Origin of the sequence: Dyella solisilvae (assembly GCF_003351225.1) — a bacterium.
GTDB classification, from domain to species: domain Bacteria; phylum Pseudomonadota; class Gammaproteobacteria; order Xanthomonadales; family Rhodanobacteraceae; genus Dyella; species Dyella solisilvae.
The window spans coordinates 350772-363841 of sequence record NZ_QQSY01000002.1 but is presented as its reverse complement, the minus strand read 5'-3'; the positions used below and the strand labels follow the sequence as shown (position 1 = coordinate 363841).

The window sequence follows — 13070 nt, the reverse complement described above, 5'->3', positions numbered from 1 at the left end:
GGCAAATCGGCCAGCGTGGCGTTGGCTGGCCGTTCTGCAACTGCCGAGCCGGGGCGCCAGGGAGTCGCGGCGTCACCGCCCTGCAGGCTCTTCGCGCACGGCGGGCGCTCCTACAGGTGGGGCGAGCGAAGGAAAGCGGTTCGGCCTAGGCGGCCTGCTGGCGAGCGCTGCGCGGGGGCATGCCGGTCCAGCGCTTGAACGCGCGGCGGAACTCGCGGGGGTCGCTGAAGCCGATTTCCTGGCCTATCTCAGCCACGCTGAGCGTGCCGCCGTGGAGCAGTTCCAGGGCCCGCTCGGCGCGCACGCGGTCATGGATCTCGCGAAAGATGCGGCCACCTTCGGCCAGGCGACGGCGCAGCGAGCGCTCGCTCATGTTGAGCATGCGCGCCACGTCCGGCAGGCGCGGCTGCTGGCGCAGGTGGCTGCGCAACAGGCGCTCGACCGAGGCGACGATCTCCGGCTGCGCGCCGTTGGCGTCGTACTGCTGGTTGCACAGCGCCAGCGCCTGCTGCGCGGTGAGCGGGTTGTGCGCCGGCAGCGGCTGCTGCAGCCACTGCACGTCCAGGATCACGCGGTTGTAGCGGGCGCCGAACACCAGCTCGCACTGAAAATAGTCGGCGTAGGCATCGGCATAGGCCGGGCGAGGGTAGGTGACCTCCAGCCGGTTCAGCCGGAACGGCGAACCCAGCAGTTCGCGCGCGATCGCCATCGCGCTGCCGAACAGCTCCTCGCACAGGAACGGCAGCAGCGGCGCATCGTTGAAGCGAGGCCATGCCGCCAAAGCGACCTCGCGCGGTCCGATCTCCTCGAAGCTCACGTCCATCAGGCTGCCGCTAACGCGATGGTGGACGATGCCCACGCGCATGGCCTCGCCGAAGGTGGCCGAGGTCATCATGGCCAGGCCGAGCAGCCCGAAACTGCCCAACGTCTCGCCCTGGCCCACGGCCAGGCCCAGGCCGCCATCGCCGGTCGTCCGCAGGGCGCGCTGGATGACCGAACGGGCCTGCCGATAGGACACGCGGAGGGTGGGGTCGTTGAGCTGCTCGCGGGTCAGTCCGGAACCGGCGAACCAGCTGTCACAGCGCAGGCCGTGCGAGAGGGCGAGCTGGGTGAGATGGACCAGGATGTTCGGCGGCGTCTCGGCCACGGTGAAGCGCGCGTCGCCGCTGAGCGTCGACAGCGCGGGATCGTCGATGGCATGGCCGGTGACGGCCGCGACGGACCTCATCGTGCTTAACTCCCACCCCCTGGGGCGTCGGACCATCCCGACGCGGACTTGATCTATATCATGGCGAACCGCCAGTCGCTTCATGCATTGCACCAAGGATCGAGGGGGAGCGTGTCAATGAGCAGGATCCTGAAGCCGGTTGTCGGGACCGGCGCGCTGTCCGTGTTGGCGCTGATCGCGGCGTGCACGCCGGTGAAGACACCGACGCCTGTGGCGACGTCGGCCGCGCCGGCAACGACGCCGACGGTCGACCTGCAGATGGCGGTGGTGCTCCCGACCGCGCCCAAGGCGGGTACGCCGCGCTACGAGGCCGACCGTGGAGTATTCCGCGCCACCCGCACGCTGGAAGGCAGCCCGCGCTGGACCCTCGCCCAGCAGGACGTGGATTACGCGACGCCTCATTTGATGGCCGCCTTCAGCTGCGCCATGGGAGTGTCGCTCGACGCGACCCGGCTGACCCGGCTGGCGGCGCTGGTGGATGAGACCAGTCGCGCGGCCGAAGCCTCGACCGGCCCCGCCAAGCAGGCCAACCAGCGCCAGCGACCGTTCCTGCTCGATCCGGGAGCGACCTGCCAGTCGACCATGATGCTGGCGCACAGCTACGACTATCCCTCCGGCCATGCCGCGCGCGGCTGGGCGGTGGGGCTGGTGCTCGCCGAGCTGGCGCCGGATCGCGCCACCGACCTGCTGTTGCGCGCCCGCGCCTATGGCGACAGCCGCGTGGTGTGTGGCGTGCACAACCTCAGTGCGATCCAGGCGGGCAGCATGAACGGCGCGGCGGTGGTGGCGACGCTGCACGCCTCGCCAGCGTTCCAGCAGCAACTGGCCGAGGCGCGCGCCGAGCTGGCGGACTACCGCCGCGCCGTGCCTTCCAATGCGGGCGCCCAGTGCAGCGCCGAACGCGCGATGATCGAGCCGACGCCGTACTGAATCGTCTGCCGAGGGCATCGCTCGACGATGCCTCCCGGTCGCGTCATCCACCACGGGCAGGAACGCAGGCATGGAACCAGGCGCCACCGCTGTCTATGACGTGCTGATCGTGGGCGCCGGGCTCTCGGGCATCGGCATGGCGTGCCAGCTCGCCACCCACCACCCGGACCTGCGCGTGGCGATCATCGAGCGACGCGCCGCGATGGGCGGCACCTGGGATCTGTTCCGTTATCCCGGCGTCCGCTCCGACTCGGACATGTTCACCTTCGGCTACGGCTTCCGCCCGTGGCATGCCTTCGAGGTGATGGCCGATGGCGCGTCGATCAGGCGCTACGTCATGGAGACTGCGAGCGAGTACGGCGTCGACCGGCACATCCAGTACGGGTTGAAGGTGGTGTCCTCAACCTGGTCCGGTGTGGCGCGACAGTGGACGGTGCAGACGCTGGAGGAAGCCACCGGCGCAATCCGGACCTTCGGCTGTCGCTTCCTCGTCGTCTCCACCGGCTACTACAACTACGATCGTGGCTACCTGCCGGCGTTTCCGCAGGCGGCGCGGTTCCGTGGCCTGTGCGTGCATCCCCAGCAGTGGCCCGAAGGACTGGATTACCACGGCAAGCGCGTGTTGATCATCGGCAGCGGCGCCACCGCGGTGACGCTGGTGCCGGCGATGGCCGACGGCGCGGCGCACGTCACCATGCTGCAGCGCTCACCCAGCTACTTCCTGTCGCTGCCGAGCTTCGACAAGATCTCCGCCGTGCTGGAGCACGTGCTGCCCAAATCGCTGGTGTTCCGCCTGGCGCGCCGTCGCAACATCTTCCTGACCCGGCTGATCTACAAGGCGGCGCGGCGCTGGCCGGACAAGGTGCGCGCCCTCCTGCAGGCCGGTGTGCGTCGACAGCTCGGGCCGGATGCCGACATGCGGCACTTCACGCCCGACTATGCGCCGTGGGACCAGCGCCTGTGCGTGGTGCCCGATGGCGATCTGTTCAACGCGATCAAGAGCGGCAAGGCCTCGGTGGTCACCGATGGCATCGCCGAATTCACCGAGCGTGGTGTTCGCCTTGAGTCAGGCGACGAGCTGGAGGCCGACATCATCGTCACCGCGACCGGCCTGGAGATGCAGACGCTGGGCGGCATGGCGCTCGAGGTGGATGGCCAGCCGCGCGTTATGGGCGAACTGGTGACCTACAAGGGCGTGCTGCTGCAGGACACGCCCAACTTCGCCTGCATCTTTGGCTATACCAACGCGCCGTGGACGCTGAAGGCCGATCTCGCGGCGAGCTACGTCTGCCGCCTGCTGGCCATGATGCGCAAGCGCCACATCGAGGTGGTCACGCCCCGCGCGCCGGCGAACGAGCGGCAGCAAGAGTCGATCATGGCGTCGCTCACCTCCGGCTACGTGCAACGCGGTGCGCCGTCACTGCCGCGACAAGGTCGCATGCCACCGTGGCGCGTGCTGAACAACTACGAACGTGACTGCGACCTGCTGCTGCGCCAGCCGGTGGAAGATGCTGCGCTGGAGTGTGTCGATGAAGCGCCGGCTGGCGAGGGCGCTTCGCCGGATCTGGTCACCCGATAGGGAGGAAGACGGTGGCTCCGCGCCGCGTCTGTCCCCTCAGTGTGGCGCGTCGGGCTGGCGCGCTGCCGCCGACTGCTTCCACTGCTCGATCCAGCCGGTGAGGTCGGCCAGACGTTTGGTGGGATCGTCGCGCATGGCGATGCCGACGGCGGCGCCGGCGATGCGCCCATCCGGTCCCACCAGCATCAGGGTCGGGTACACGCTGACCCCGAGCACGTCGATGAGCCCCTGGCCATCGTGGAGGATCGGCCAGTCGAGATTCCGCTCCTTGGCGAACCGCTTCGCGCTGGCGGCGTCCTCGTAGGTGATGGCCACGAAGTTCATGTCGTCATGTTCGCGTGCGTACGCGCTCAGCATCGGCGCTTCGGCGATGCATGGCGCGCACTCGGCGAAAAAGAAGCTCACCAGCGTATAGCGCCCGCCGTAGTCGCCGAGGCGATGCAGTTCGCCGTTGAGCGCGGGCAGTTCGAACGGCGGAAACGCATCGCCCCGGCCGAAGGCCATGCGGATGCCGTGATGGCCGGGGGCCGGGCCGGCGATGCGCAGCATCGCGGCGCCGGTCTGCGCATCACGGGTGCTGGCGTAGCGGTTGCCGTCGTTGACTTGCCGCATGAACGACACATAGTCGAGCGGCCGTCCGGCGGCGTCGAGGTAGCGAACGTTGGCGGTGACGCCGAGCTGGCTGGGATCGGGGAGGGTGAAGTCTTGCGGCTGCGCGTGCACGGTGGTGGCGCAGGTCACGAAGGTCAGTGCGAGCAGCCGGGCAATCCGCATGCGACCTCCGAGAGAAACGGGCCGGCGCGTTGGCGCCGGCCCGTCGGGCGATTACTCGCCGATGGTCAGCAGCGAGGCGTTGCCGCCGGCCGCCGTGGTGTTGATGGTGAGCGTACGCTCACCCGCGAAGCGCAGCAGGTAGTGCGGGCCGCCTGCCTTCGGGCCGGTGCCCGACAGGGCTTCGCCGCCGAACGGCTGCACGCCGACCACCGCGCCGATCTGGTTGCGGTTGACGTAGCAGTTGCCGACGCGCGCGTGGCCCTGGATGTAGTCGACGGTGTCGTTGATGCGGCTGTGGATGCCGAGCGTGAGGCCGTAACCGGTGGCGTTGATGGACTCCACCACCTTCGGCAGCTCGTCCGCCTTCCAGCGGATCACGTGCAGCACGGGGCCGAAGATTTCACGGGTCAGCGTGGACAGGCCCGGGATTTCATAGGCGCGCGGCGCGAAGAAGGTGCCGTTGCCGGTGTTGGCGGCGTCGAGCTTCACTTCGCCGATCTTCTTCGCCTCCTTCTCCATGCGTGCGGCATGGTCGACCAGGATCTTCTTGGCGTCCTCGTCGATGACAGGGCCCACGTCGGTGGACAGCTGGCCCGGATCGCCGACCTTCAGTTCGGCCATTGCGCCGGCGAGCATGTCGCACACCTTGTCGGCGATGTCTTCCTGCACGAACAGCACGCGTGCAGCCGAGCAGCGCTGGCCGGCGGACTGGAAGGCGGAGGAGATCACGTCCTTGACGATCTGCTCGGGCAGTGCCGAGGAGTCGGCGATCATCGCGTTCTGGCCGCCGGTCTCGGCGATCAGCGCGGCGATCGGCGCGTTGCGCGCGGCGAGCGCGCGGTTGATCGCCCACGCGGTCTCGGTGGAGCCGGTGAAGGCCACGCCGGCCACGCGCGGATCGCGGGTGAGCGCGGCGCCGACGGTGGCGCCGTCGCCCGGCAGGTACTGCAGCACTTCGGCCGGCACGCCGGCTTCGTGCAGCAGCTTCACGGCGGCGTAGCCGATCAGGCTGGTCTGCTCGGCCGGCTTGGCGATCACGGCGTTGCCGGCGGCGAGCGCGGCGCTGACCTGGCCGAGGAAGATCGCCAGCGGGAAGTTCCACGGGCTGATGCACACGAACACGCCGCGGCCGTTGAGGAACAGCTGATTGCTCTCGCCGGTGGGGCCGGGCAGCTGTTCCGGGTGACCGAACAGACGGCGCGCCATGGTGGCGTAGTAGCGCAGGAAGTCGGCGGCTTCGCGGATCTCGGCGATCGAGTCCGGGAGGCTCTTGCCCGCTTCGCGCACGCACAAAGCGATGAACTCGCCGCGCCGCGCTTCGAGCAGCTCAGCGGCGTGCTCGAGAATCGCGGCGCGGCTGGCGGCCGGCAGGCGATCCCAGCTGTGCTGGGCGGCGACCGCATTGGCCAGCGCCTTCTCGACGGTGGCGCTGTCGGCAGCGACATAGCTGCCCACCGACTGGCGGCGGTCGGCGGGGTTGGTCACCGACACGGTGGCGCCGGCGCTCTTGGCGCCCGGCACCAGCGGCTCGGCGGTCCACGGACCGTTCTTCGATTGGATTGCCTCGGCGAGGGCCTTCAGTTCGTTGTCGTTGGAGAAGTTGACGCCCATGGAATTCTTCCGAAGTTCACCGTAGAGGTTCACCGGCAGCGGAATGCGCGGGTGGGGGATGGAGGCAAAGGAGCGCACGGTCTCGCACGGATCGGCGACCAGTTCGCGCACCGGCAGCGTTTCGTCGACCACGCGGTTGACGAAGCTGGTGTTGGCGCCGTTCTCGAGCAGGCGGCGCACCAGGTAGGGCAGCAGGTCCTCATGCGTACCCACCGGCGCGTACACGCGGCACGGCACGTTGAGGTTCTGCTTGCCGATCACCTCGGCGTAGAGGTCCGTACCCATGCCGTGCAGGCGCTGGTTTTCGTACGGACGACCCTGCGCAAGGTGATAGATGGCGGCGATGGTGTGCGCGTTGTGCGTGGCGAACTGGGGATAGATCAGATCCGAGCCCGCGTCGAACAGCTTGCGTGCGCAGGCCAGGTAGGACACGTCGGTGTTCGGCTTGCGCGTATACACCGGGTAGCCGCTGAGGCCGTTTTCCTGGGCGCGCTTCACTTCGGCGTCCCAGTAGGCGCCCTTCACGAGGCGCACGTACCAGCGGCGGCCGGTGGCGCGCGCGGTCTCGATCAGCCAGTCGATGACGAACGGCGTGCGCTTCGCATACGCCTGCACCACGATGCCGAGGCCGTTCCAGCCTTCCAGCGAGGGATGCGCGAACACGTCGCCGATGATGTCGAGCGACAGTTCGAGGCGATCGGCTTCTTCCGCGTCGACGGACAGCGCGATGCCTTGCTTCATCGCCAGCTGCGACAGCTCCAGCAGCTTGGCGGTGAGGTCGCGGCGGGCAATCTCGCGCTTGGCCACTTCGTAGCGCGGATGCAGCGCGGAGAGCTTCACCGAGATCGACGGCGCATCGGTGTGGTTGGCGAACGGGCCGCGCGAACCGATGGAAGCGATCGCGTTGCGGTAATCCTGCTGGTAGCGCTCGGCGGTTTCGCTGGTGAGCGCCGACTCGCCCAGCATGTCGTAGGAGTAGCGGTAGACCGCATATTCCTTCTGCGCGCAACGGTCCAGCGCGTCGCCGATCGTCTGGCCCATCACGAACTGGTGACCCATGATGCGCATGGCCTGGCGCACCGCGAGACGGATCGCCGGCTCGCCCGCGCGACCGACCAGGCGGCGCAGCGCGCCTGTGAAGTCGTGGCGGGTTTCCTCCGAGAGCGTCACCAGCTTGCCGGTGAGCATCAGGCCCCAGGTCGACACGTTGACGAACAGCGACTCGCTCTGGCCGAGATGCTTCTTCCAGTTGGCGTCGCCCAGCTTGTCGCGGATCAGCTTGTCGGCGGTGGTCTTGTCGGGGATGCGCAGCAGGGCTTCGGCCACGCACATCAGCAGCACGCCTTCCTCGGAAGACAGGTCGTACTGGCGCATGAAGGATTCGACGGCGCTCTGGTCCTTGGCGCGGGCGCGTACGCGCGTCACCAGGTCGGCGGCGAGGTCGATCACCTTCTCGCGTTCGACCGGCGGCAGCGTCGCCTGGGCCAGCAGGTCGTTGACCGCTTCGGTTTCGTCGCGCAGCCAGTTGGCGGTAATGCGCGCACGCGCCGGCTCGACACCGGTCGGAAGTTCGGGGCTGAGAATGGGCTGGGTCACAGAGATGTAGCCAAAAAGGCAGGTGGGGAATCGCGGGATTGTACGCGCGGGGTAATACACACGCATCCGTACGCGGTGTTGCGGTGCGGCAGAAAAAGGGCGATAGCCTTATATATAGGTGTGCAGCGACGAGCTTTCGGCTCATCGTGCGTCGCGATGAACCCTGTCGCGACGCCCCGAAAAAAAGCGCCGTCGATGTACGCGATATCGCCGCCGGATGCGATGTGCGCACCTGTGGCAAACGGTCGCACCCCGGGTCCAATCCAGGGTCGCTTTGCGACGCGATAGGGCTAGGCCTGTGATCTGCCGCGCAAACTCAGCTTCCATCGCGCGCCTGCGACAGCAGGAAGCATGAGAGGCGTAGTTCATCTCTGCTTCAAATCAAGTGCCTGCGTCATTCTTGCTCATCGACGCCATCGCAGCCTATGATCAGGGCGTTCCAGGCACGCCGGGTTCTCATGATCGTGCTTCGACCAGCTGCTGCCGGCTTGCCGTGCGCGACGTTGTGGCTCAAGCCCAATCGTGCCCTTAGCCGACGCGATCTGCGTCGATTGATCGGAGTTCTGGCGGCGCTGGCGCTGACGACGGCCGTGCTGGGGGCGTGGCAGGGGAATGTCTTTGCTCCGCTCTTCGCACTGCTCGAGTCTTCCGCGGTGGCCTTCGCCCTTGGCGTGGCCTGGCGGGCCGGCGACCGCAGTGAACGCATCACCCTCGACGGATCGTCGCTGGAGGTGCAATCCCTGCCAGGTCGGCGCTGTGCGCGCTTTCAGACGTATTGGGTGCGCGTGCAGCTGAGGCCCGGTCCGGGGAGGGATCGTCTGCTGCTGGCGTCGCACGGACGGGAGCTGGAAATCGGGGCTTTTCTCGGGGGAGAGGAGCGTGCCGAGCTGTCAAGGAAACTCGAGGTGTTGCTGAAGGAGCTCAACCGACAGCAATGCAGGTAGGTTCAAAAGAGTCTGTCTTCATAGTCCAAGTACGCCGCGCCGGGAGCTGTTTGCCCGCGGGGCAAGGAGGAGAGAGGGAATGTATGTCGATACATGACCGAGCGATGACGCCGCCCTGCGGGCAAACAGACCCGGCCCTCCGGGTTGCTTACCAGTGGCCACCATGCGCTAGCCCGCGGTTTGCTCATGCAGCCAGCATGAGCTGCACCACGGACTACCACCTGCCGGCCACTGGTAAGCAACGCGGCGCATTTGGACTATGAAGACAGACTCTAAGGTGCATCACGACATGACATCTGGCGGCATCAAGCGAGCGGTTGCGGCATGCGCACTCTTCGCGCTCACCACGTTCGGCGGCGCGGCATTCGCCAATCCGCGGCCTTGGCAGTTGAACATGACGCGCGGCGCGTCCGAATGGTCGCCCGTGCCGTACTTCCTCAACAACGTCGCGCTCGGTGTCTGCGTCGTCATCGGCATGCTGGTGTTCGGCGCGATGTTCATCGCCATGTTCCGCTTCCGCAAGTCGCGCGGCGCGGTGGCCGAGAAGTGGTCGCACAACACCACGCTTGAGATCGTGTGGACCACCATCCCGGTGATCATCCTGATCGTGCTGGCTTACCTGGCGACCGGCGGCCTGCGCACGTTTGCCGACACCACCGGCTCGGAAATGACCATCAAGGTCACCGGCGTCCAGTGGAAGTGGCGCTATGACTACGTCGACTACAAGGGCAAGGCGATCGAGAAGGTCGGCTTCATGTCCAAGCTCGACCGCGAGAGCGACGAGACCCGCCAGCTCGATTCGGGCCTCGATCCGCGCGCCGTGCAGGTCGATGGTTACAACACCTACCTGATCAACGTCGACAAGCCGCTGGTGGTGCCGGTCGGCACCAAGATCCGCTTCGTGATCACCGCGGGCGACGTGATCCACTCCTGGTGGGTGCCGGCGCTGGGCTGGAAGATGGACGCCATCCCGGGCATCGTCAATGCGGCCTGGACCAACATCAAGGAGCCGGGCGTGTACCGCGGCCAGTGCGCCGAGCTGTGCGGCCAGGATCACGGCTTCATGCCGATCGTGGTCAAGGCGCTGCCGAAGGAAGAGTTCGAGAAGTGGCTGGCCGAGCAGGAAGCGCAGGCCAATCCGCAGGCGCCGGCCGCAGCTTCGACCGCTGCCGCGCCCGCCACCGCTCAGGCGGCTGACGCTCCCGTTTCCCAGGGCCACCAGGGCTGAGCCCTCAGTCCTTCCACAGAATTCGCATTTAGGTAGAGGTGTAAGGCATGGCCCACGCAGCTACACATGAGCACCACGACGATCACCACGGCGATCATCATGGCGCGCCCAGCAACTTCTTCGTGCGTTGGTGCATGTCGACCAACCACAAGGACATCGGCACGCTGTACCTGGTGTTTTCGCTGCTGATGTTCTTCATCGGCGGCAGTTTCGCGATGGTGATCCGCGCGGAATTGTTCAAGCCCGGCCTGCAGCTGGTGCAGCCGTACTTCTTCAACGAAATGACCACGATGCATGCGCTGGTCATGATCTTCGGCGCGGTGATGCCGGCCTTCGTGGGCCTGGGCAACTGGATGATCCCGCTGATGATCGGTGCGCCGGACATGGCGTTGCCGCGCATGAACAACCTGTCGTTCTGGATCCTGCCGTTCGCCTTCGCGCTGCTGCTGTCGACGTTGTTCCTGCCGGGCGGCGCCCCTGCCGGCGGCTGGACCATGTATCCGCCGCTGTCGCTGCAGGGTGAATCGGTGGCTTATCTCGTGTTCGCGGTTCACCTGATGGGCATCAGCTCCATCATGGGCGCGATCAACATCATCGCCACCATCCTCAACATGCGCGCGCCGGGCATGGATCTGCTGAAGATGCCGGTGTTCGTGTGGAGCTGGCTGATCACGGCATTCCTGCTGATCGCGGTGATGCCAGTGCTGGCCGGCGCCGTGACGATGCTGCTCACCGACAAGTACTTCGGCACCAGCTTCTTCAATGCAGCTGGCGGTGGCGACCCGGTGCTGTTCCAGCACATCTTCTGGTTCTTCGGTCACCCCGAGGTCTACATCATGATCCTGCCGGCCTTTGGCCTGGTATCCGAGATCATCCCGACCTTCGCGCGCAAGCCGATCTTTGGTTACAAGGCGATGGTGTTCGCGATCGCCTCGATCGCCTTCCTGTCGTTCATCGTGTGGGCGCACCACATGTTCGCGGTCGGCCTTCCGTTGGGCGCCGAGATCTTCTTCATGTACGCGACGATGCTGATCGCGGTGCCGACTGGCGTGAAGGTTTTCAACTGGGTCAGCACCATGTGGGGCGGCTCGATGACCTTCGAGACGCCGATGCTGTTCGCGATCGCCTTCGTGATCCTGTTCACCATCGGTGGTTTCTCCGGCCTGATGCTGGCGCTGGTTCCGGCCGACTTCCAGTACCACGACACCTACTTCGTGGTCGCGCACTTCCACTACGTGCTGGTGACCGGCGCCATCTTCGCCATCATTGCGGCCACCTACTACTGGCTGCCGAAGTGGACCGGCCGCATGTACTCCGAGACGTGGGGCAAGATCCACTTCTGGAACAGCGTGATCTGGGTGAACGTGTTGTTCTTCCCGCAGCACTTCCTGGGTCTGGCCGGCATGCCGCGCCGCATCCCGGACTACAACGTTGCGTTCGCCAACTTCAACATGATCAGCTCGATCGGCGGCTTCCTGTTCGGCGCCTCGCAGCTGATCTTCCTCGGCGTGCTCATCCACGCGGTGTGGTTCTCGAAGAAGAAGGCGCCGGACCGCGTGTGGGAAGGCGCGAAGGGCCTGGAGTGGACCGTGCCGTCGCCGGCGCCGCACCACACCTTTGCGCTGCCGCCGGAAATCCACGACGACGAACTGGCCCACGGGCACGTCGAGGATTAATTCATGCATGTCCGCCCCGGCCTCGCGCCGGGGCTTGCGGGAACGAGTCGGATGAAACAGAACTCCAAGTCAGAGATCGAAGAAGCGCGTAGGAAGGGTGTGCGACGCACGGCTGCGGTATTCGGCGGCATCGCCATCGCGATCTTCCTGCTGTCGCTGCTGCAGGGGCTGAAGTACTCCTGAGGCGTTGTCGTCGCAGTATCCGTCCGTGGCGCCGGTGAGGCGTTCCGGGTCCAAGTTCCCGCGAGGGCGGGAGCGGAAGTAAACGAGAGATATCCACGGGGTCGCACCATGGGTCAGCAGCAAGGCGCTTATTTCGTACCGACCAAGAGCTATTGGCCCATCGTGGCCGCGGTCGTCATGTTCGTCACCGTGTTCGGCGCCGCGCACTGGCTCAACGCGCCACCGGGTGAGACAAGCTTCGGCAAGACGGTGCTCATCGTCGGCTTCGCCGGCATCCTGCTGATGTTCTTCGGCTGGTTCCGCTCGGTGATCCGCGAATCGCTGGCCGGCCACTACAACAGCCAGGTGGACCGCTCGTTCCGCATGGGCATGATGTGGTTCATCTTCTCCGAAGTGATGTTCTTCGGCGCCTTCTTCGGCGCCCTGTTCTACGCCCGCATGTTCGCGGTGCCGTGGCTCGGTGGTGAAGGTCATGGCGTGCTGACCCACGAGTTCCTGTGGAACGACTACGCGGCGAGCTGGGGGCCCGGTGGCGGCAATGGCCCGGGGCGCGTCGGCGGTGAATTCCAGACGGTGGCGCCGTGGGGCCTGCCGCTGCTCAATACGCTGATTCTGCTCTCCTCCAGCGTGACCGTGACCATCGCGCACCACGCGCTGAAGGCGGGCCATCGCGGGAAGATCCTGCTGTTCCTCGGCCTGACCGTGCTGCTGGGCGCCACGTTCCTGTACTTCCAGGCGCACGAGTACATGGAGGCGTACAGGGAGCTCAACCTGACGCTGCAGTCCGGCGTCTACGGTTCGACCTTCTTCATGCTCACCGGCTTCCACGGCATGCACGTGACGCTGGGCACGATCATGCTGGCGATCATCTGGCTGCGCGTGGCCAAGGGCCACTTCAGCAAGGACCATCATTTCGCGTTCGAGGCGGTGGCCTGGTATTGGCACTTTGTGGACGTGGTGTGGTTGGGCCTGTTCATGTTTGTCTACATCCTCTGAGGCGCTTGCGCTGGATGGAAAAAAGCCCGCCTATTGGCGGGCTTTTTTTGTGGGGTTTCGTCATTCTTGTTGACGCTGAGCAAGCGTGAAGCGTGAAGAACGTCGGCCATTCCCCAGCTCGTCATCCCTGTGAAAGCAGGGATCCAGTGGCTTTGCTCTTCGCCTCTGAATTGACGGTGCCGCCAGCGTGCTCGCCTGCGGCGGGCTTCCGCAGCCCTGCCGGGCAGCGGGTCACTTTTCTCTGTCGTGGCCAGGAAAAGTAACCAAAAGAGAGGCCACCCCGATGGCGCGCCTTCCGGGCTAACGCCCTCCAGGTTCGCGGACG

General features: G+C 66.2%; 10 protein-coding genes. 7 read left to right on the top strand and 3 right to left on the bottom strand.

All coding sequences use genetic code 11. The features are described 5' to 3' along the window. Nucleotides 1–145: 145 nt before the first annotated feature. A complete protein-coding gene (locus DVT68_RS08940) occupies nt 146–1228 on the bottom strand; it encodes an AraC family transcriptional regulator (RefSeq protein WP_114824729.1) in 1083 nt (360 codons plus the stop codon). Nucleotides 1229–1345: 117 nt separating this feature from the next. Between DVT68_RS08940 and DVT68_RS08935 the strand changes: the two genes are divergently transcribed. Then, complete coding sequence (locus DVT68_RS08935) at nt 1346–2158, top strand: acid phosphatase (protein ID WP_158543474.1); 813 nt, start codon at nt 1346–1348, stop codon at nt 2156–2158. Between the two features lie 70 nt (nt 2159–2228). Beyond that, the gene (locus DVT68_RS08930; protein ID WP_114824727.1) at nt 2229–3737 is read left to right on the top strand and encodes a flavin-containing monooxygenase; all 1509 of its coding nucleotides are present in this window, start codon (nt 2229–2231) and stop codon (nt 3735–3737) included. Between the two features lie 36 nt (nt 3738–3773). Here the strand turns inward: DVT68_RS08930 and DVT68_RS08925 are convergent, their stop codons facing one another. Then, entirely contained in the window at nt 3774–4511 is a 738-nt protein-coding gene (locus tag DVT68_RS08925) for a TlpA family protein disulfide reductase (RefSeq protein WP_114824726.1), read from the bottom strand. A 51-nt stretch (nt 4512–4562) separates the two neighbouring features. Further along, nucleotides 4563–7718, bottom strand: a complete 3156-nt coding sequence (gene putA / locus DVT68_RS08920; RefSeq protein WP_114824725.1) for a bifunctional proline dehydrogenase/L-glutamate gamma-semialdehyde dehydrogenase PutA — start codon at nt 7716–7718, stop codon at nt 4563–4565. Nucleotides 7719–8176: 458 nt separating this feature from the next. On the opposite strand from putA, the gene DVT68_RS08915 reads away from it, so the two are divergent. The 5 genes from DVT68_RS08915 (at nt 8177) to DVT68_RS08900 (ending at nt 12745) form a co-directional block, all read left to right on the top strand. Beyond that, entirely contained in the window at nt 8177–8662 is a 486-nt protein-coding gene (locus DVT68_RS08915) for a DUF2244 domain-containing protein (RefSeq protein WP_233523406.1), read from the top strand. Nucleotides 8663–8951: 289 nt separating this feature from the next. After that, the gene (gene coxB, locus DVT68_RS08910; protein ID WP_114824724.1) at nt 8952–9890 is read left to right on the top strand and encodes a cytochrome c oxidase subunit II; all 939 of its coding nucleotides are present in this window, start codon (nt 8952–8954) and stop codon (nt 9888–9890) included. Nucleotides 9891–9937: 47 nt separating this feature from the next. Further along, a complete protein-coding gene (gene ctaD, locus DVT68_RS08905) occupies nt 9938–11566 on the top strand; it encodes a cytochrome c oxidase subunit I (protein WP_114824723.1) in 1629 nt (542 codons plus the stop codon). Nucleotides 11567–11617: 51 nt separating this feature from the next. Then, the gene (locus DVT68_RS20800) at nt 11618–11749 is read left to right on the top strand and encodes a hypothetical protein (protein WP_267897415.1); all 132 of its coding nucleotides are present in this window, start codon (nt 11618–11620) and stop codon (nt 11747–11749) included. A gap of 108 nt (nt 11750–11857) precedes the next feature. Then, nucleotides 11858–12745, top strand: a complete 888-nt coding sequence (locus DVT68_RS08900) for a cytochrome c oxidase subunit 3 (RefSeq protein WP_114824722.1) — start codon at nt 11858–11860, stop codon at nt 12743–12745. Nucleotides 12746–13070 lie beyond the last annotated feature (325 nt).

Bases quoted from the DNA above. Each gene is read 5' to 3' on its own strand.
- DVT68_RS08940 (WP_114824729.1), bottom strand. From the start codon at position 1,228: ATGAGGTCCGTCGCGGCCGTCACCGGCCATGCCATCGACGATCCCGCG.
- DVT68_RS08935 (WP_158543474.1), top strand. From the start codon at position 1,346: ATGAGCAGGATCCTGAAGCCGGTTGTCGGGACCGGCGCGCTGTCCGTG.
- DVT68_RS08930 (WP_114824727.1), top strand. From the start codon at position 2,229: ATGGAACCAGGCGCCACCGCTGTCTATGACGTGCTGATCGTGGGCGCC.
- DVT68_RS08925 (WP_114824726.1), bottom strand. From the start codon at position 4,511: ATGCGGATTGCCCGGCTGCTCGCACTGACCTTCGTGACCTGCGCCACC.
- DVT68_RS08915 (WP_233523406.1), top strand. From the start codon at position 8,177: ATGATCGTGCTTCGACCAGCTGCTGCCGGCTTGCCGTGCGCGACGTTG.
- coxB (WP_114824724.1), top strand. From the start codon at position 8,952: ATGACATCTGGCGGCATCAAGCGAGCGGTTGCGGCATGCGCACTCTTC.
- ctaD (WP_114824723.1), top strand. From the start codon at position 9,938: ATGGCCCACGCAGCTACACATGAGCACCACGACGATCACCACGGCGAT.
- DVT68_RS20800 (WP_267897415.1), top strand. From the start codon at position 11,618: ATGAAACAGAACTCCAAGTCAGAGATCGAAGAAGCGCGTAGGAAGGGT.
- DVT68_RS08900 (WP_114824722.1), top strand. From the start codon at position 11,858: ATGGGTCAGCAGCAAGGCGCTTATTTCGTACCGACCAAGAGCTATTGG.